Here is an 18,374-nt window from a genome sequence, read left to right on the forward strand (position 1 = left end):
GCGCTCTGCCGCGGACCGTGCTCGGCGTGGACGCGGACGCCTGACCGCACCGCACCGAACCCTCTAGGATCGCCAGGGCGTCGGAGCGCCGGCGCCGGACCGGGGAGAGGAGCCTGGGATGTCGTCGGCGATCGAAGCGCCTGCCGAGGTGTGGGTGTTGGTACGCGAGCACCCGGTGCCTTTGATGAAGGCCACCAGCGTGCTGGCCGCGGCGTTGGAGCAGGCGCACGGCCCGCGCTTCGCCGTCTGGCACTCCGACGAACTCCTCTTCGGCGTGCGGGACGGCCGGTTGGTGCTCCAGAACCTGGCGGGCCAGGACGTTCCGCCGCCCAAGGTCGTCCTGGTGCGACAGACACCGGGCACCATGACGCAGCACCGCGAGTTCACCCTGCTCCGGCACCTGGAACGGATGGGCGCGGTGCTGGCCAACTCGGCCGACTCCCACCAGCGGTGCGGCAACAAGATGTGGCAGTTGCAGGAACTGGCCGCGGCCGGACTGCCGGTGCCCGACTCGCTGTCGTACGCCACGGCGCCGTTCGCCGGCGTGGTGCGCAGCCCCGAGGTGGCGGCGCCGTGCGTGGTGAAGTCGGTCAACGGGCGCAACGGAAGAGGGGTGTTCCTGGCCCCGGACACCGCTCTGCTCCGGGCGGTGGCGGGCAGCCTGGCCGAGGAGGTGCCGCTGATCCTCCAGGAATACGTCGCCCCCTCCCACGGGCGGGACCTACGGGTGTTCGTCGTGGACGGCGAGCCGGTCGCGGCCCAGATCCGCAGCTCGCGCGACGGCTCCCTGGCCGCCAACCTCGCGCGGGGCGCCGCCGCGGAACTCTGCCTGGGCCGCTACCCGGAGGCGGAGGCCCTGGCGGTCCGCGCCGCCGCGGCGCTCGGCCTGAGCATCGCCGGGGTCGACCTGCTCTTCACCGCCGACGGCGGCCACACCCTCTGCGAGGTCAACGCCGTCCCGGGCTGGCGCCCCCGCATGACCACGGTGCTGCCCGCCCTCACCGCCTACGTCGACAGGCTGCTGACCGGCATCAACACCGGGGCGTAGGGCGGCGGCTCAGCAGCCTGGGACACCCGCGGCGGCACTCGGGCCGCCCGCCGCCCGCACCCTCACCGACGCCACACGTACCGCCCCAGGGCCCGCTTGAGCGGCGGTGGGGTGAAGGAGAGCAGCGCGCTGACGAGTTTGTAGGGGAACCCGGGCACACAGCGCCGACTGCCGGCCGCGACGGCCTTCAGGCCGGCGGCGGCGACCTGGTCCGCGCCCAACCACAGGAATTTCGGCACCGGCGCGGGCCTGAAGTCGTTCGAGGTGAAGTAGTCGGTCCTGGTCAGGCCCGGCACCAGCGCGGTGACATGGACCCCCGAGCCGCGGTTCTCGATGGCGAGGTCCTGCGAGAAGTGGGTGAGGAACGCCTTGGTCGCGGCGTGGGTGGCGAGCGAGGGCGAGGGCAACTGGCCGGTCATGGACGAGACGTTGAGGATGCCGCCGCGGCCCGCCATGCGCAGGCGTGGCAGGACGGCCCGGGTGAGCCGCACCGGAGCCTGGCTGTTGAGCCGCACCGTGGCCTCCTCGCCGTCGACCGGGAGGCCGGCGAAGACCCCGGCCGCGCCGGAACCGGCGTTGTTGACCAGGAGTTCGATCGGTTTGTCCGAGTCGGTGAGGCGGGCCTCCACCCGTTGGAGCTGCTTGTGGTCGGTCAGGTCCGCGGGCAACGCCTCCACTTCGACGCCGTGCGCGCGGTGCAGCTCCTCCGCGAGCTCCCGCAGACGCTCCGCCCGCCGGGCGACCAGCACCAGGGAGACGCCCTGGGCCGCCAGACGCCGGGCCAGGGCAGCGCCGATGCCGCTGGAAGCGCCGGTGATCAGCGCGGTCCGGTACGGATAGGGTCGGTCAGCCAAGGTGATCTCCCCTCATCTCCCCGTAGAAAACGCACAGTTGGTCGCCGCGGTCCGCCCCGCGACCCGTGTCGAGACCTGCGCGCGGCTCGGGCACACGGATCCGCCGCCCTCCTGGGACGGACTCCGGAGACGGAACTCCTGCGACCCCGCGAGTTGCCGTGCGTAACGGAACGTACCCGCCGCGCCGGCGCCCCTAAACGGGGCGCATGGACTCACAAGCCACCACCACCGTGCGCCCCACGACGAATCCGGAGGGCCTCCACCGTCCCCTCGGGCCCGTTGACTTAGGGTGACGCACGCTCGCTCGTGCGGGAGGGGTGACGGGGCAGGTCGGTCTCGGGGGCGGGGGAGTCGGTTGGTGGGGGTGTGGCTAGCCCCACCTCGGATGTGCCGGCTGGCCGGATGGGGCGGCGGGGCCGTGGCGGGGAGTCTGGGAGGGTCCGGATTTCCGCTGTGGTTGCCGCGCGCGCCAGGAGGGTTTGCCATGACCGAGCGTTCTCATCGGGCCGTGCGCCGTGGAGTTGCGCCCGTAACAGGGTGTCGGCTGGGGGTGATGGTCGCGGTGCTGGCCGCCTCTCTGGCCGTGAGTGCCGTGCGGCCCGCGACCGCGGTGCAGGAGCACGGCACCGGCGATGCCGTGCGGCAGGGGCTCCAACGCCTGGTGCACGACGACCGGTTCCCCGCCGCGCTGGCCGCCGGCACGGACCGGGACGGGCGTACCCACCACTACGCCGCCGGCGTCGCCGACCTGCGGACCGGGGCGAGGGTGCCCCTCGGCGGGCAGGTGCGGGTGGGCAGCAACACCAAGCCGTTCACCGCCACGGTCGTGCTCCAACTCGTCGGCGAGGGCAAGGTCGCACTGGACGCGCCCGTCGAGCGCTATCTGCCGGGACTGGTACGGGGCAAGGGCAACGACGGGCGCCGTATCACCGTGCGCCAGCTGCTCCAACACACCAGTGGACTGCCCGACTACGTCGAATTCCTGGGCGACTTCCCCGCCTACCGCCACCGCTACGTCCAACCCCGGGCGCTGCTCGACCTGGCACTGGCGCACAAGCCGCTCTTCGACCCCGGGACCGACTGGTCGTACAGCAACACCAACTACGTGCTGGCCGGCCTGCTCGTCGAGAGGGTCACCGGCCGCCCGCTGGCCGAGCAGATCACCCGGCGGGTCATCGACCGCATCGGGCTGCACCACACCTACTTCCCGGGCGTCGGAGACGAGCGGCTCCGCGCGCCCCATCCCGAGGGCTACTTCCCGGCCCGGCCCGGCGGGCCGTTGACGGACGTCACGGAGCTGGACCCCGGCTGGGCATGGGCCGCCGGGCAACTCGTCTCCACCCCGGGCGACTTGAACCGGTTCTTCCGCGCGCTGTTCGGCGGCGAACTGCTGGCTCCCGCGCAGCTCGCCCAGATGCGCACCACGGTCCCGGCCGCCTCCGGCCTGTGGCCCGGCGCCCGGTACGGACTCGGCGTGATCAGCACGCCGCTGAACTGCGGCGGCCGGATGTGGGGCCACGGCGGCGACATCCCCGGCTACCGCACCCGCTCGGGCGTCACCGACGACGGCCGCGCCCTCACCGTCGCGGTCACCGCCGACCCCACACCCACCGAGGACGCCCCCGACCACGCCCAGGCACTCCTGGACACCGCCTTGTGCCGGTGAGCTAGGGCGCGCCGGCGCCCTCGTCGTCGGACGCGTCGGGTGCGTCGGATGCGTCGGCCTCGGGCGGCAGCGGCTGTTCGGCCCAGATGACCTTGCCCTGGGGGGTGTAGCGGGTGCCCCAGCGCTCGGTGAGCTGGGCCACCAGGAACAGGCCGCGGCCGCCCTCGTCGGTGATCGCCGCGTAGCGCAGGTGCGGCGAGGTGTTGCTGCCGTCGGCCACCTCGCAGACCAGGCTGCGGTCCCGCAGCAGCCGCGCCGTCACCGGCGGCGAGCCGTAGCGGATCGCGTTGGTGATCAGTTCGCTGACCACCAACTCCATGGCGAAGACGGCCTCGGCGAGGTCCCACTCGGCCAGCTTGTCCGAGATGCGGGAGCGCATCTCCGCGACCGCCGCGGGGTCGAACGGCACCTCCCAGGCGGCGACCCGGTCCGGACCGAGGACCCGGGTGCGGGCGATCAGCAGCGCCACGTCGTCCCGCGGGCGGTGCGGGAGCAGACGGGCCAGCACCGCCCGGCAGTTCTCCTCCGGCGACCGGCCGGGGTGGGACAGCGCCCCGCGCAGCAGCTCCATCCCCTCGTCGAAGTCCCGGCTGCGCTCCTCGACCAGCCCGTCGGTGTAGAGCACGATCTGGGTGCCCTCGGGCAGCCGCAGCTCCGTGGTCTCGAAGGGCACGCCGCCCAGCCCCAGGGGCGGGCAGGCCGGCAGGTCCGGGAACTCCACGGTGCCGTCGGGGTGGACGAGCGCCGGCGGCGGGTGCCCGGCCCGGGCCATGTCGCAGCGCCGGGTGACCGGATCGTAGATCGCGTACAGGCAGGTGGCGCCGGTGATCCCGGTGTCGCCGCCGGTGTCCGCCTCCTCCTGGTCGATCTGCTCGACGAGGTCGTTGACGTGGCCCAGCAGCTCGTCCGGGGTGAGGTCGAGGGTGGAGAAGGTGTGCACCGCCGTGCGCAGCCGGCCCATGGTGGCCGCGGCGTGCAACCCGTGGCCGACGACATCGCCGACCACCAGCGCCACCCGGCTCCCGGACAGCGGGATCAGATCGAACCAGTCACCGCTCACCCCCGACTGGGCGGGCAGATAGCGGTGCGCCACCTCCATCGCACTCTGCTCGGGCAGGGTGCGCGGCAGCAGACTGCGTTGCAGGGTCACCGCCAGCGCGTGCTCCCTGGTGTACCGCCGGGCGTTGTCGATGCTCAGCGCGGCCCGCGCGACCAGCTCCTCGGCCAGCGACCGGTCCTCGTCGTCGAACGGCTCCGGCCGTTCCGAGCGCCAGAAATTGGCCACGCCCAGGATGTTGCCGCGGGCCTTGAGCGGCGTGGCGATCAGCGAGTGGACGCCGTACGCCACGATGCGGTCGCCCTGTTCCGGGTCCTGCAGATGCCAGTCGCGGGCCGGCGACAGGTCGGGCACGACCTCGGAGCGCCCGCCGACCATGCCGCGCGCCTGTGGGGTGCCGCCCACCAACGTGATCAGGGTGCCGGAGGGGAGGAAGGGGTGGTCCGCGCGGATGCCGTGCGTCGCGGCGCGGAGCATCTGGTGGGCGCCGCCGGCGGCCGGCTCCTCGCCGTGCAGGACGGGCGCCGCCAGGTCGACGGTGACGAAGTCGGCGAACCCCGGCACCGCGACCTCCGCCAGCTCCTCGGCGGTGCGCGCGACGTCCAGGGTGGTGCCGACGCTCACCCCGGCCTCGTACAGCAGCCGCAGCCGCTCGTGGGCGCTCTCGGCCCGGCCCGAGAGCAGCCGCAGCTCCGTGGAGTCGCGGATGGTGGCGACCGTCCCCGTGCCCGCGGCGTACCGGTCGGTGGGCCGCTGGTTCACCGCCAGGAGCCGGCCGCCGGCCTGGTGGATCTCGTCGGTGGCCGCCCGGCCCGAGGACAGCAGCTCGGCCAGCCCCGGGGCGAGGCCCGGCAGCCGTGCCACCTCCCGCCCCTCGGCGTCCTCGGGCAGCGCCAGCAGCCGTCTGGCCTCGTCGTTCGCCAGCAGCAGCCGCCCTTCTCCGCTGACGATGACCACGCCCTCCCGGACGGCGTGCAGCACCGCCTCGTGATGCTCGTACATGCGGCCCATCTCGACGGACCCCAGCCCACGGGTCTGGCGTCGCAGCCTGGTGGTGATCACCGTGGTGGCGACGGTGGCGAGCACCAGCGCCGCGGCGCTGATGCCGAAGATCGTCGGGAGGTGGGCGGCGATGGCGCGGCTGACGCTCGCCACCTTCATGCCCGCGGACACCAGCCCCACCACCGAGCCGTGGGCGTCGGTCACCGGGACCACGGCCTGCACCTCGTGCCCGAGCGGGCCGTTCACGCTCTCGACCGCCACCTTGCCGGCCAGCGAGGGCTTGATGTCGCCGACGAAGCGCTTGCCGATCTGCGCGGGGTCGGGGTGGGTGTAGCGGATGCCGTGGGTGTTCATCACGACGATGAAGTCGACCCCCGCGCGGTTCCGGGCGGTCTCGGTGAGGGGTTGCAGGGTCTTCGTCGGGTCGGGGGAGCGGAGCACGGCCGGCAACCCGGGGGAGTGCGCGAAGGTCTCCGCGACGGCCACCGAGCGGTTGCGCGCCTCCTGCTCGGCGTCGTGCCGCGAGGTCAGCAGCAGCGCCGCCAGCGCGCCCAGGACGATCAGGAGGCCGACGGTGAGTTGGAGCAGGAAGACCTGCCCCGCGACGCTCTGCGGGCGTCGTTCGGTCAGTGACCGTACCGTTGCGCGCCGATATCGGCCGGACCCTGCGGCCATGCTGCTATTTCTAACACTCCCGGGGCGGGGCTGCCCATGGATGCGCGGCGGTCTGTTACGGAACGTGATCGAGGGGCGGCTCGCGCACCTCACTCCTCGGTGCTGGTGCGGGGTGACCCCTCGGCCCAGGGCGCGGGTCCGGGCGGTCCGGCCTGAGGGGTGGGAGTCGCGGGAGGCACCGGCGGGGGTTGGTGCCTGGTTGGCACGGTCGAGGGCCCCGCCTGGGGCTTCCCGGTCGCGGAGTCCGAGGTGTGTCGTTCAACTCGGCCCGATCGGCGCGTGGTTGTCCCGCTCGTCACCCCAACCGCTGGGTGGTGGCGCCGGATTCGCCGACGTGTCCGCCGTCAAGGTTCGGTCAAGTAGTTGCGTCAATGTGCAAGTAGACCGGTATGCTGCTGGACGTTCGAGAAAATCGAAGGCACCTCGTTCGGTGAGGCGTCTGCACGGACACAGGCCACTGACCCCACGACGTCGAGAGACGCCCAGGTTCAGGACAGGTCTCCCCGGATTAAGGGGTGACCCCAAGTGGCTGCCCCGGCAAGGGGATTACGCCGTGGAGTGCCAAAGCTCTGACGAGTAGGGGTGAGCCGGCCCGCGCGCCGGTCCGCTCCTTGCCGTGTCCGTCATGGCGCCCCGGGCGCCCCGGCCGGGAGGAGGCGAGAGACATGGACGGCCATTGCAGTAGTCCGGGCCACAGTTGGCCCCGCATCCGTATGTCCTCGTTGACCTCCGGCACGCGGTAACACCCCTCGTCTCCACGCCCGCTTCCGCCCGCCCGCGGCCCCACCGGTACGGCTTCCCCGCCGTCCCGGTACCCGGGCTGCCCACCCGCGGAACGGTGCCGCCGCGTGCCCCCGAACCTCCCCCGGACGGGGGACCGGGAGGCCGTCATGACCGAACTGTCCACCACCGCACCGCCCACCCCGACGCCGTCCTCCGCGGTCCTCGACGAGGCGCACACCGGCGACATCCGGGGCGCGCTCGGCACCATCCGGCAGGGCGACACCGCCCCGCGCCGGGGCCTGTCGGCCAAGCTCAAGACGCTGTTGGCGATCGTCGGTCCGGGCCTGATCGTGATGGTCGGCGACAACGACGCCGGCGCCTTCGGCACCTACACGCAGGCCGGCCAGAACTACGGCACCAGCCTGCTGTGGACCCTGCTGCTGCTCGTCCCCGTGCTCTACGTCAACCAGGAGATGGTGCTCCGGCTCGGCGCCGTCACCGGGGTCGGGCACGCCCGGCTGATCCTGGAGCGGTTCGGGAAGTTCTGGGGCGCGTTCTCGGTCATCGACCTCTTCCTGCTCAACGCCCTCACCATCGTCACCGAGTTCATCGGCATCACCCTCGCGGTCGGCTACCTCGGGCTGCCGAAGGTGCCGAGCGTGCTGGTGGCGGCGGCGATCGTGGTGATGGCCGCCTCGACGGGCTCGTTCCGCCGGTTCGAGCGCACCGCGATAGCCCTGTGCGCGGGGTCGCTGCTGCTGGTGCCGATCTACTTCATCGTGCACCCGCCGGCGGCGCAGATGGCGCACGACTTCGTCGTCCCGGGCCTGCCGCACCACTCCCAACTGTCGGACGTGATGCTGCTGATCATCGCCATCGTGGGGACCACCGTCGCCCCCTGGCAGCTCTTCTTCCAGCAGTCCTACGTCATCGACAAGCGCATCACCCCGCGCTTCATGCGCTACGAGAAGGCCGACCTGTGGATCGGTATCGCCGTGGTGGTCGTCGGCGCCGCCGCGATGATGGGGTTCTGCGCCGCCGCGTTCGCAGGGCACGGCGAGTTCGGCAACTTCACCGACGCCGAGGACGTGGCCGCCGGCCTGACGAAGTACGCCGGTCGGACCGCCGGTGTGCTGTTCGCCATCGCCCTGCTGGACGCCTCCATCATCGGTGCCTCGGCCGTCTCGCTCTCCACCGCCTACGCCATCGGCGACGTGCTGGGCCTGAAGCACTCGCTGCACCGCGGCGTGCGCAGCGCCAAGGGCTTCTACGCGGTCTTCGCCGGGCTCATTCTGGCCGCCGCGATCATCGTGGTCATCCCCGGCTCCCCGCTCGGGCTGCTCACCGAGGGCGTGCAGACCCTCGCCGGGGTGCTGCTGCCCTCCGCCTCGGTCTTCCTGCTGCTGCTCTGCAACGACAAGGCCGTGCTCGGGCCGTGGGTCAACGGCCGGGCGATGAACGTCTTCACGTCCTTCGTCGTCGCCGTCCTGGTCACCCTCTCCATCATCCTGACCGCCGCCGTGCTGTTCCCACACATCAGCTCGGCCGCGATCCTCGACATCACGGGTGTCTGCGGCGTCGCCGGCGTCCTCGCCCTCGGCTACGCCGAGGCCCGCCGGCGCCGCAAGGGTTGGGCGCTGGCCGCGCGGGTGGACCGCACGGGCAAGGAGGACTGGCGGATGCCGCCGCTCGACCGGTTGCCCACGCCGATCATCTCCACCGGCCGCAAGGTGGGCCTCACCGCCCTGCGCACCTACCTGCTGGCCGCGATGGTCCTGGTCGCCGTCCGCATCGTGCAACTCGCCCTGGGGCACTGAGCGTTGTCACCCGGGTAGTCCGGGGTGGCGTGCCTGACGTCCGCCGCCCCGGAGGCCGGCCGGTCAGTCGCACCCGTACCGGCCGGCAAGTCCACACCTCCACCGAACAGTAGAGAGGGGAGGGCAGCAGTCATGCGCCTCCTGAACAACCAACGGAACCCGCTCCCGCGTCCCCGTACCGGTTCCGACCGGTGTCGCGATCGGCACGCCGTCCCCAGCCACCGCTGCCCGCGGGTCCGACTGGCCCTGCACGACGGGACCGAGCGCACCTACCTGTTGGAAACGCCGGACAACTGCACCGACTGCCCGGGTCCGCAGACGTCCTACGAGCCCCGGGTCCACCTGGCCTACCTCCTCGCCCGGCAGGGCCACGACGCCCACTGGCTGGCCGACTTCGCCGATCTTCCGCTCCCGGCGGCCGATCGCCTCACCGAGGCGGCGGCCACGCCGCGGGCGCGCGGCTGACGTTGCGGGAACCCGGGGCTGATCCCTGAGCCGGCCCCCGCGGGCTCGACTCACCGCTCCGGTCAACTCCCGTACGGCTTACCCGACTTGCCCCCTCCCCCTCCTCCTTCCCCTTCTCCTTTCCCTTCTCTTTCTCCTTCTCCGCCATCCGCACGGAGGTGAGTGCGCCATGTCCGTTCTGTCCGTGATCCACATCCGTCCGCCGCGATCGCCCGCGGCCCCGACCGCCCCGTCTGCCCCCGCCGTCAGGACCGTCCTGCGCGGTGTCGTCGAACGGCTCGCCCGGGGCGCCGTCGACAGCCCCGTCCTGCACGCGCTGGAGCCGCCGGCCACCCGGCGGCCGTCGGTGGACCGCACCCGCCGACGCCCGCGCGCCCACTGGCGCTCCGTCGTCGACCCGGACGGCCGGCGTCGACTGGAAGCCCACTGGCGGCCCGAGGCGTGAACGCGACCCGCCAGACACCCCCTCCCCAACCGCCGCCCGGAAGGTCAGGAACCGCCATGTCCCTGCGCTACGCACGCCTCCACCACGCCCACGGGAACCGCAGATTCGGGATACCGGACACCGTGCCCCCGCACGCCCCGCACGCCCCGCACGCCCCGCACGCCCCGCACGCCCCGGACCGCGGGTCCGCCACCGGCGACGCGGGGCCCGCCCCCAGCGGGCCGCGCCACCGGGTGGCCGGCCTGATGGTGGACACCGAACAGCGCACCGCCCGCGCGGGCGAGCGCGATCTCGTCCTGACCTTCATGGAGTTCGAGCTGCTGGCCCATCTCGTCGCGCACCCCCGCCGGGTGCACTCCCGGCGTCATCTGCTGACGACGCTGTGGGGTCACACGGCCGTCAGCGGCACCCGCACCGTCGACGTCCACGTGGCCCGGTTGCGGCGCAAGCTGGGGCCCGGCTACCAGGCGATCATCAGGACCGTGCGGCAGGTCGGCTACGCCCTCGACCCGGCGGCGATCGCCGCCACCCGCGGGGAAGTGCTCGGCCCGGGCGGCGCGGCATGAGGCTGCTGTCCGGGCGCCCGGTGCCCGCGCCCGGCCCGGAACGGCCCGGGCCGGCGCCGGGCCGCGCCCCCACCCCGGAACGCCCCGGTGGCCCGGCGGAGTTGCGCGGCCCGCTTCGGCCGGTGCGGGGCGCATTCGGTTCGTGCCGTCCGGCGCCGCCAGTCGTTAGACTCCCTTCATGGATGCGCAAGCCCCACCCGATGCCGACCCGAGATTCGAGCAGGCCGTTGCCGTGTTGAAGGCGGTGGCCGACACCACGCGTTTCCAGGTGCTCTGGGCGTTGACGCAACGCGAGCACGCCGTGGGGCAGTTGGCCGAGCTGGTCGGCGCGCACGTCGCGGCGGTGTCGCAGCATCTGGCGCGGTTGCGGGCGGCGGGGCTGGTGGTGTCGCGCCGGGAGGGCACCAGGATCTTCTACCGCGTCGCGGGCGACCATGTGCGCACGCTGCTGGAGGGCGCCGTGGTGGCGTCCCAGGCACCGCCGGCCGGCGCGACGGACCAGGCTCCGGCGGCGACGGGTGCCGTGGCGGCCGGTGAGGCGGTGGCGCGCGGCGCGGCGCGCGGCCGGCTCCGCCCACGGCCGGCGCCGGGAGCCTGAGGGCGCCGGTCAGCCGGTGGGTGTGTAGGTCCCGGGCGACCGGATGTCGAGGTCGGCGCCGCCCTCGTCGAGGGTGTACTGCTCCGGGCCGGCGTCGTAGCCGAACAGCGCGGCGTAGCGGCCCCAGTCGGTGGCGGTCTCCAACTGCCGGGTGATCTGCTCTCCGGTGAAGTGGTGGGCGAGCAGGTCGCGGAAGAACCCGGCGCGCAGGGTGCCGTCCCGGCGCTGGAGGCTGGTGACGATCAGCCGGACCAGGGGCGCCGAGTCGAGCACCGCGCGGGCGAAGATCTTCTTGGAGTCCTGGACGTCCGCGTCGGCGAAAGTGCTGCCCTCGGGGGTGAGTTGGAGCTCGCCGCCGTGGACGACGGCGAAGCCGAGCAGGTCCAGGGCGTCGACCATGGGCAGCAAGTCATCGACCTCCAGCCCGAGTTCGTCGGCGAGGTCGGCCAGATCGCAGCGGTCGCCGCGCCGGGCCAGGATCTCGGCGAGGCCGGCCAGCCCGTCGACACTGGCCTGCGGCAGCGGGGTGTTGGCCGGGGTGCGGCGCCCGGGGTCGCACGTCTCGGGCCGGCCGAGTCGGGCCGGCCCCGGTTCCTTGTCGCGGCCGGTCATCACCCGGTACAGCCGGTCGACCAGGGCGTCGAACTCGGGGGCGCCGCGGTCACGGGGGCGCGCCAGCGGTATGTCGAAGGCGGCCTTGAGGGTGCCGGGCCGGGCGTCGAGGACGACCACCCGGTCGGCCATCAGCACCGCCTCCTCGATGTTGTGGGTGACCAGCACGACGGCGCGGGTGGGGAACTGGCCCGACTCCCACAGCTCCAGCAGCTCGCCGCGGAGGTTCTCGGCGGTGAGCACGTCGAGGGCGGAGAACGGCTCGTCCATCATCAGCACATCCGGCTCGACGACCAGCGCGCGGGCGAAGCCGACCCGCTGCCGCATCCCGCCGGACAGCTCCTTGGGGTAGGCGGACGCGAAGCCGTCCAGCCCGATGAGGTCGATCGCCTGGAGGGCCGCTGCGGTCCGTTCGGCGCGCCGCAACCCCCGTGCCTCCAGGCCGAGTTCGACGTTCTGTTGCACCGTCAGCCAGGGCAGCAGCGCGAACGTCTGGAAGACCATGGCGCTGCCCGGGTTGGCGCCGGCCAGCGGCTCGCCCCGGTAGACCACACTGCCGGAGCTGGGCGGGATCAGGCCGGCCAGGCAGCGCAGCAGGGTCGACTTGCCGGAGCCGGAGCGGCCGAGCAGGGCGACGATCTCGCCGGTGCGGATCTGAAGGTCGATGCCGGCCAGGACGGGGAGTTCGCCGCCGGCGCCGGCGTAGGACTTGGTGAGGGCGCGGGCGGCGAGGAGGACCTCGTCGTCGGCCGGGCGGACGGGTGCGTCCCGGAGGGCGTTGGGGTCCACGGCGCGGCTCCTTTCGTCGGGCGGGTGTCGCGTAGGGCGGGGGTCAGAGCGCGTAGCGGGTCTCGGCGAGGCGGTAGAGCCTGTGCCACAGCAGCCGGTTGAGGGCGACGACATAGGCGGCCATCACCGCGACGCCGGCGAGCAGATGCGGGTAGTTGCCCTCGGCGGTGGCCCGGAAGACGTAGGCGCCCAGGCCGGTGGCGGAGAGCGAGGTGCCGCCGAAGGTGACGACCTCGGAGACGATCGAGGCGTTCCAGGCGCCGCCGGAGGCGGTGAGCGCGCCGGTGACGTACGAGGGGAAGATGCCCGGGATGATCAGGCGGCGCCAGCGCTGCCAGCCGCGGACGCCGAGGTCGTCCATGGCCTCGCGGAGGTCGGCGGGGATGGCGGCGGCGCCCGCGATGGTGTTGAAGAGGATGTACCACTGGGCGCCCAGCGCCATCAGCAGCACGCCGCCGACGTTCAGGGACAGCCCGGTCCGCAGGAAGAACCAGGTCGCCAGCGGGAAGAGGAAGTTGGCGGGGAAGCTGGCCAGGAGTTGCACCAGCGGCTGGGCGATCCGGGCCAGCCGTGGCGAGAAGCCGATCTTCACGCCGATCGGCACCCACACCACCGTGGCCACCGCGACCAGCAGCACCACGCGGGCCAGCGTGGCCAGCCCCAGCAACAGGGGCTCGACGAAGACGCCGAGGCCGGTGCGGTGGTGGAGGTAGCCCAGCAGATCGGCCAGCCCCCAGACGATCAGCCCGCCGGCGACCACCGCGAAGACCAGGTCGCCGGTGCGCCGTTGGGCCCGGCCGCCCGCCAGCGGCGGATCGTCGGTGCCCAGGATCCGCCCCGCCCGGCCCAGCAACTCGCCCAACGGGCGCAGCAGTCGGCCGCACCGGCGCGGCCAGGGCGAGCGGCGCAGCAAGTCCAGCACCAGCGAGCGGTGCACGTCGGTGGCCTCGGACTGCTCGTTCTTGAACCGCTCGGCCCAGGCGGTCAGCGGGCGCCAGAAGACGAAGTTCACCCCCGTCACCATGACCGCCATGGTGGCCACCGCCCAGCCGACCCTGCCCAGGTCCCCGTCGGCGATGGCGGTGCCGGCGAACGAGCCCACGCCGGGCAGCGGATAGCTGTGGCCGGCGACGCTGATGGCCTCGGAGGCGACCAGGAAGAACCAGCCGCCACCGAAGCTCATCATGCCGTTCCACACCAGGCCGATCGCGCCGGCCGGCAGCTCGATCCGCCAGAACCGCATCCAGCGGGTGAAGCGGAGCGAGCGGGAGACCTCGTCCAACTCACGCGGCAGCGTGATCAGCGCGTGGTAGAAGCCGAAGGCCATGTTCCACGCCTGCGACGTGAAGATCGCGAAGACCGAGGCGCACTCCAGGCCGAGGGTCGAGCCCGGGAAGAGCGAGACGAATCCGGTGACCGCCACCGTGAGGAAGCCGAGCACCGGTATGGACTGGAGGATGTCCAACGCCGGGATCAGCACCCGCTCCAGCCGCCGGCTGCGCGCCGCGGCATAGGCGTAGCCCACGGCGAAGGTGACCGCGGCCGCCAGCGCGGCGAACATCCGCACCAGGCTCCGCGCCGCGTAGTACGGCAGCTTCGCGGGATCGGTGTCCACCGCGACGACATGGGACGGGGCGAACGACACCGGCGTCCCCGTGCCGCCGGCCCGCAGCAGCAGGTACATCCCGACCAGCACCGCCGCGGCCACCGCCACGTCCATCCACGGCATGCGGACCAGCCGCCCGGCCACCCGGGCGGGCAACGAGGCGCGGGACACGGCGGACAACGACGGAAACGTCACGGGACACCCCCCGGTGCACGACGGTCTGCGGACCGACGATGGCACAGCCGGGCCACGGCGGAACGGTCACCGGCGCGCGCGAGCACGTCGGCACCGGCTGCGAGGACGAAGAGTTGGGGAAGGGGACAGGGAGGTCAGGCGCTGCCCGGAAGACAGCCGGGACTATGAGGTTCGCCGCTCACGGCCGCCTCCCTTCCTCGTGTGCGTGCCGCGGAAATACCGCGCAAAGTCTGCCGCTTGTTGCATTCGTATGCAAATAAACGCAGGGAGTTACCGGGAAACCAGCGGGGAGTCACCGTCGGGCGCCGCTCCGTGCACGCGGCGCCGGCCCGGCGTCGAGAGGTCTCGCGCCGGGCCCGGACACCTCGCAAGATGGAGGGGGAGGCGTCGTGGTGTGCCGTTGACGCGACGGCGGCGACGCCGGCCCGACCGCACCCCAGGGCAGGGCAGAACCATGGCCGTCAGCCCCCTTTCCCCCAGGCCGCCCGCCGAGCAACGGTCGGCGCCGCTGCGCCTCTCCGCGCTGGTGCGGCGCCCCGTCGCCGACCGTCAGGGGCGGACGCTCGGGCGGCTGGCCGATGTCATCGTGCGGCTGCGCGGCACGGACTACCCGGAGGTGACCGGGCTGGTGGTCCGGGTCGGCCGCCGCGAGCTGTTCGTCCCCGTCGAGCAGTTGACGTCGTTCGACGGGGACGGCCAGGTCCTGCTGGAGAGCGCCAAGTTGGACCTGCGGCCGTTCCGCCGCCGCGAGGGGGAGGTGTTGCTGCGCGCCGACGTGCTCGGCCACCGGCTGATCGACGTGGCCAAGGCCCGGCTGGTGCGTGCCTCGGACGTCGAACTGGCCCGCCGCAACGGCCGTTGGCTGCTCTCCGGGCTCGACACCCGCCGCCCCCGCGGCCCGTTGCGGCGGCTGGCCGGCCACCGCCGCGAACACCGCTGTCGGGACTGGAAGGGCTTCGAGCCGCTGATCGGACACCGCGGCAGCGTCCTGGTCCGCCGCCCGACGACGCGGATCCGCGGCCTGCGTCCCGCGGAGATCGCCGATCTGCTCGAAGACGCCTCCAAGGACGAGGAGCGCGAGATCCTCGGCCGCGTCCACCAGGACCCGGAGCTGGAGGCGGACGTCTTCGAGGAGTTGGAGGAGGAGCGCGCCACCCGGCTCCTCGGCACCCGCAGCGACCAGGAGATCGCCGCGGTGCTCGGCCGGATGCGGGCCGATGACGCCGCCGACGCGCTGGAGGACCTGCCGCAGCCCCGCCGGCGCCGCGTGTTGGACCTGCTGCCGCCGGCCCAGCGCACCAAGGTCAGGACCCTGCTCGGCTTCAACCCCGACACCGCGGGCGGGCTGATGGCGATGGACTTCCTGGCGCTGCCCGCCGACACCCGCGTCGCCGCGGCCGTCACCGCGCTGCGCAACTCCCGCCACCTCCAACCCGAGGCCCTCAGCAGTGCCTACGCGACCGACGACGAGGGGCGGCTGGTCGCCGCGGTGCGCCTGGTGGAGCTGCTCCAGGCCGATCCGCAGGCGGCGTTGGGCGAGGTGAGCGAGCCGGACCCGGTCCGGGTGCGGCCCGACACCGACCTGGTGGACGTCGCGCTGCTGATGGCCGACTACAACCTGACCACCCTGCCCGTCGTGGACGAGGACGAGGTCCTGCTGGGCCTGATCACCGTCGACGACGTACTGGAAGCGATGCTGCCGGAGGACTGGCGGCGTCGGGAGCCGGCGCCGGCCGTGCACCGCACCGCGATCGCGCCCCAGCAGCGGGAACGGCCGTGACGGGCGGAGCGCCGCGGCGGCCCGAGCGGCCACCGCGCCCCACGGGACCGGTCCCACGGCCCGGACCGCACACAACGCCCGAACCACCCCCGCCCCCCAAGCCGCAGGCCGCACCGCCCGAACGCGGCGCCGGCCCCGCCACCCCACCCCCGGGCCCGCCTCCCGGCCGCCCCACTCCCACTCCCGCGCCCGGCTCCTGCCCACCGCCGACCCGGACCAGGGCCGACGCGTCCCGACGACCGCGCCCGCCCACCGCCCCCGCGCCCGCCCGCGCCCCGCGCACCACCCGCGACGACGACATCGAAGGCGCCCTCGGTCGCATCCGCGTCGACGACGCCGACCTCGGGCGCAGCCTCAAGCGCCGCCTGCTCACCTTCCTGGCGATCGTCGGCCCCGGACTGGTGGTGATGGTCGGCGACAACGACGCGGGCGGCGTCGCCACCTACGCCCAGGCCGGCCAGAACCACGGGTACAGCCTGCTGTGGGTCCTGCTGCTGCTCGTCCCCGTGCTGATCGTCAACCAGGAGATGGTGGTGCGGCTCGGCGCCGTCACCGGGGTAGGTCACGCGCGGCTGATCCTGGAGCGGTTCGGCAGGTTCTGGGGCTGGTTCAGCGTCGTCGACCTGTTCGTGCTGAACGTCCTCACCATCGTCACCGAGTTCATCGGAGTCTCCCTGGCCCTCGGCTACTTCGGCATCAGCAAGTACGTCGCGGTGCCGGTCTCCGCCTGCCTCCTGGTCGGGATCACCGCGACCGGCAGCTTCCGCCGCTGGGAACGGGCCATGCTGGCCTTCGTCGCCGTCAGCCTGCTGCTGGTACCGCTGGCCCTGCTGTCCCACCCGCGCTACGGGGACGCCGCCTACCACCTGGTGGTGCCCGGCGTCCAAGGCGGCTTCACCCCGCTCGCGGTCCTGTTGATCATCGCGATCGTCGGCACCACGGTCGCCCCCTGGCAACTGTTCTTCCAGCAGTCCAACATCATCGACAAGCGCATCACGCCGCGGTTCATCGGCCACGAGCGCGCCGACACGGTCCTCGGCTCCCTCTTCGTGGTCGGCGGCGCCATCGCCATCGTCATCGTCGCCGACTACGCGGTCCGCGGCACCGGCGCGGCCGGCCACTTCACCGACGCGCTCGGCGTCGCCAACGCCCTGGGCGCGCACAGCCGCGTCCTGGGCGCGCTGTTCGCCGTCGTGCTGCTCGACGCCTCGATCATCGGCGCGGCCGCCGTCACGCTGGCCACCAGCTACGCCTTCGGCGACGTCTTCAACCGCAGCCACTCCCTGCACCGCAGCTTCCGCGAGGCCAAGGCGTTCTACGCCAGCTACACCGGCATGGTGCTGGTCGCCGCAGCCGTCGTGCTGCTGCCCGGCGCCCCCCTGGGACTGATCACCACCGCCGTCCAGGCCCTGGCCGGACTGCTGCTGCCCTCGGCCAGCACCTTCCTGCTGCTGCTCTGCAACGACCGCGCCGTGCTGGGCCCGTGGACCAACCCGCGCTGGCTCAACGCGGTGGCCGCCCTGATCATCGTGGTGCTGCTGGCGCTCTCCGGCATCCTCGTCGCCACCACCCTCTTCCCGTCCCTGAACGCCCTGGAGGTCGGCCTGTGGGCGACCGGCGCCCTGGTCGCCGGGCTCCTCGGCGCCACCGTCTGGCTCCGCCTCACCCGCGGGGGGCGGCCGCCCGCCGTCACGGTCTCCCGCGCCGACCGCGAGAGTTGGCGGATGCCGCCGCTCGCCCTCCTCGAACCCGTCGTCTGGTCGCCGGGCCTGAAGCTGGGCATGGGACTGCTCCGCGGCTATCTGGTGATCGCCGCCCTGCTGCTGTTGGTCAAGGCGATTCAGATCGGATGAGCGACATGCCCGCACCCCACCTCCGCCACCGCCCCGGCCACGCCGAGGGACAGCACCCCGCGCGTACCCCGCCGAACCAGCGGGAGGCGCCGCGCCGTTGGAGCCCCGAGCTCACCGCGGTGCTGGTCGTCATCGCCGGCGGAGCGGCCGTGGTCACCGTGCTGCGCGTGGCGCCGCCCCATGTGCAACCGGCCCTCAGCGGCGCGCTTGTCGCCGTCGTGGTCGGGGTGCTCGTGCTGTTCCGGGTGGTGTGGCAGCGGCGGCACGCCCCCCGCCACGAGGTCCACCACCCCGCGCCCCCGAGGGCGGGGCCCGAGGGCTGGTTCGACGCGAAGGCCCTGGAGGGCTTCCCGCTCCGGGAACTCCGCCCCCTGCTCGCCGCCCCCGGCGCCCCCGATCTGGAGCAACTGCACACCGCCTGGATCCTGTTGGGCCACGGCCGCGACCCCGCCTGGGTCGGCCACCACCTGGGCCTTCCCCCGGCCGTCCTCCGGACCCTCACCGAGGCCGCCCAACGGCGCGACGCCTGAGCCGGCGAACGGGCCCCGGGCGCAGGCCGGCTGGGCGCTCGCGCACCGAGGCCGTCGGGCGCCGCCTGCGACGTCGACGGTGCCGGTGCGCCT

14 protein-coding genes and 1 riboswitch are annotated in these 18,374 nt (G+C 73.4%); of the genes, 10 read left to right on the plus strand and 4 right to left on the minus strand.

Annotation, left to right across the window (positions count from 1 at the left end; translation table 11 throughout):
- Positions 1 to 118 precede the first annotated feature (118 nt).
- Positions 119 to 1,048: a RimK family alpha-L-glutamate ligase gene (locus ACIQU6_RS15705; protein WP_403482171.1), complete on the plus strand. Its 930-nt coding sequence runs from the start codon at positions 119 to 121 to the stop codon at positions 1,046 to 1,048.
- Positions 1,049 to 1,110: 62 nt separating this feature from the next.
- On the opposite strand, the gene ACIQU6_RS15710 is transcribed toward ACIQU6_RS15705, so the two are convergent.
- Positions 1,111 to 1,902, minus strand: a complete 792-nt coding sequence (locus ACIQU6_RS15710) for an SDR family NAD(P)-dependent oxidoreductase (RefSeq protein WP_403482172.1) — start codon at positions 1,900 to 1,902, stop codon at positions 1,111 to 1,113.
- 484 nt (positions 1,903 to 2,386) lie between these two features.
- On the opposite strand from ACIQU6_RS15710, the gene ACIQU6_RS15715 reads away from it, so the two are divergent.
- Positions 2,387 to 3,568, plus strand: a complete 1,182-nt coding sequence (locus ACIQU6_RS15715) for a serine hydrolase domain-containing protein (RefSeq protein ID WP_403482173.1) — start codon at positions 2,387 to 2,389, stop codon at positions 3,566 to 3,568.
- 1 nt (position 3,569) lies between these two features.
- Here the strand turns inward: ACIQU6_RS15715 and ACIQU6_RS15720 are convergent, their stop codons facing one another.
- Complete coding sequence (locus ACIQU6_RS15720; RefSeq protein ID WP_403482174.1) at positions 3,570 to 6,302, minus strand: SpoIIE family protein phosphatase; 2,733 nt, start codon at positions 6,300 to 6,302, stop codon at positions 3,570 to 3,572.
- A 415-nt stretch (positions 6,303 to 6,717) separates the two neighbouring features.
- A riboswitch (M-box (ykoK) riboswitch) is annotated at positions 6,718 to 6,891 on the plus strand.
- 301 nt (positions 6,892 to 7,192) lie between these two features.
- Here ACIQU6_RS15720 and ACIQU6_RS15725 point away from each other — a divergent pair.
- The 5 genes from ACIQU6_RS15725 to ACIQU6_RS15745 all read left to right on the plus strand — a co-directional run bounded on the left by ACIQU6_RS15725 (position 7,193) and on the right by ACIQU6_RS15745 (position 10,916).
- On the plus strand, positions 7,193 to 8,842 hold the full coding sequence (locus ACIQU6_RS15725) for an NRAMP family divalent metal transporter (protein ID WP_403482175.1): 1,650 nt from the start codon (positions 7,193 to 7,195) through the stop codon (positions 8,840 to 8,842).
- Between the two features lie 132 nt (positions 8,843 to 8,974).
- The gene (locus ACIQU6_RS15730; protein ID WP_403482176.1) at positions 8,975 to 9,307 is read left to right on the plus strand and encodes a hypothetical protein; all 333 of its coding nucleotides are present in this window, start codon (positions 8,975 to 8,977) and stop codon (positions 9,305 to 9,307) included.
- A gap of 169 nt (positions 9,308 to 9,476) precedes the next feature.
- Positions 9,477 to 9,752, plus strand: a complete 276-nt coding sequence (locus ACIQU6_RS15735; RefSeq protein WP_403482177.1) for a hypothetical protein — start codon at positions 9,477 to 9,479, stop codon at positions 9,750 to 9,752.
- A 56-nt stretch (positions 9,753 to 9,808) separates the two neighbouring features.
- Complete coding sequence (locus tag ACIQU6_RS15740) at positions 9,809 to 10,318, plus strand: winged helix-turn-helix domain-containing protein (protein ID WP_403482178.1); 510 nt, start codon at positions 9,809 to 9,811, stop codon at positions 10,316 to 10,318.
- 178 nt (positions 10,319 to 10,496) lie between these two features.
- Complete coding sequence (locus tag ACIQU6_RS15745) at positions 10,497 to 10,916, plus strand: ArsR/SmtB family transcription factor (RefSeq protein ID WP_403482179.1); 420 nt, start codon at positions 10,497 to 10,499, stop codon at positions 10,914 to 10,916.
- 9 nt (positions 10,917 to 10,925) lie between these two features.
- Here the strand turns inward: ACIQU6_RS15745 and ACIQU6_RS15750 are convergent, their stop codons facing one another.
- A complete protein-coding gene (locus tag ACIQU6_RS15750) occupies positions 10,926 to 12,317 on the minus strand; it encodes a nitrate/sulfonate/bicarbonate ABC transporter ATP-binding protein (RefSeq protein ID WP_403482180.1) in 1,392 nt (463 codons plus the stop codon).
- Positions 12,318 to 12,360: 43 nt separating this feature from the next.
- A complete protein-coding gene (locus ACIQU6_RS15755; RefSeq protein ID WP_403482266.1) occupies positions 12,361 to 14,046 on the minus strand; it encodes an ABC transporter permease in 1,686 nt (561 codons plus the stop codon).
- A 526-nt stretch (positions 14,047 to 14,572) separates the two neighbouring features.
- On the opposite strand from ACIQU6_RS15755, the gene ACIQU6_RS15760 reads away from it, so the two are divergent.
- From ACIQU6_RS15760 to ACIQU6_RS15770, 3 genes are all read left to right on the plus strand, one after another.
- Positions 14,573 to 15,898, plus strand: a complete 1,326-nt coding sequence (locus tag ACIQU6_RS15760; RefSeq protein WP_403482181.1) for a magnesium transporter MgtE N-terminal domain-containing protein — start codon at positions 14,573 to 14,575, stop codon at positions 15,896 to 15,898.
- 299 nt (positions 15,899 to 16,197) lie between these two features.
- Positions 16,198 to 17,751 (plus strand): divalent metal cation transporter, encoded by a 1,554-nt coding sequence (locus ACIQU6_RS15765; protein ID WP_403482267.1) that lies wholly within the window; start codon positions 16,198 to 16,200, stop codon positions 17,749 to 17,751.
- Positions 17,748 to 18,281, plus strand: coding sequence for a hypothetical protein (locus ACIQU6_RS15770; RefSeq protein ID WP_403482182.1), 534 nt, complete (start codon positions 17,748 to 17,750; stop codon positions 18,279 to 18,281). The genes ACIQU6_RS15765 and ACIQU6_RS15770 overlap by 4 nt, the downstream gene beginning before the upstream one ends.
- The last annotated feature ends 93 nt before the right edge of the window (positions 18,282 to 18,374 follow it).

This window comes from Streptomyces sp. NPDC090442 (assembly GCF_044769405.1).
Lineage (GTDB): Bacteria > Actinomycetota > Actinomycetes > Streptomycetales > Streptomycetaceae > Streptomyces.

What these genes read in the sequence shown, in the direction of transcription:
- ACIQU6_RS15705 (WP_403482171.1), top strand. Translation starts at nt 119, where the DNA reads ATGTCGTCGGCGATCGAAGCGCCTGCCGAGGTGTGGGTGTTGGTACGC.
- ACIQU6_RS15715 (WP_403482173.1), top strand. Translation starts at nt 2,387, where the DNA reads ATGACCGAGCGTTCTCATCGGGCCGTGCGCCGTGGAGTTGCGCCCGTA.
- ACIQU6_RS15720 (WP_403482174.1), bottom strand. Translation starts at nt 6,302, where the DNA reads ATGGCCGCAGGGTCCGGCCGATATCGGCGCGCAACGGTACGGTCACTG.
- ACIQU6_RS15725 (WP_403482175.1), top strand. Translation starts at nt 7,193, where the DNA reads ATGACCGAACTGTCCACCACCGCACCGCCCACCCCGACGCCGTCCTCC.
- ACIQU6_RS15730 (WP_403482176.1), top strand. Translation starts at nt 8,975, where the DNA reads ATGCGCCTCCTGAACAACCAACGGAACCCGCTCCCGCGTCCCCGTACC.
- ACIQU6_RS15735 (WP_403482177.1), top strand. Translation starts at nt 9,477, where the DNA reads ATGTCCGTTCTGTCCGTGATCCACATCCGTCCGCCGCGATCGCCCGCG.
- ACIQU6_RS15740 (WP_403482178.1), top strand. Translation starts at nt 9,809, where the DNA reads ATGTCCCTGCGCTACGCACGCCTCCACCACGCCCACGGGAACCGCAGA.
- ACIQU6_RS15745 (WP_403482179.1), top strand. Translation starts at nt 10,497, where the DNA reads ATGGATGCGCAAGCCCCACCCGATGCCGACCCGAGATTCGAGCAGGCC.
- ACIQU6_RS15755 (WP_403482266.1), bottom strand. Translation starts at nt 14,046, where the DNA reads ATGCCGTGGATGGACGTGGCGGTGGCCGCGGCGGTGCTGGTCGGGATG.
- ACIQU6_RS15760 (WP_403482181.1), top strand. Translation starts at nt 14,573, where the DNA reads ATGGCCGTCAGCCCCCTTTCCCCCAGGCCGCCCGCCGAGCAACGGTCG.
- ACIQU6_RS15770 (WP_403482182.1), top strand. Translation starts at nt 17,748, where the DNA reads ATGAGCGACATGCCCGCACCCCACCTCCGCCACCGCCCCGGCCACGCC.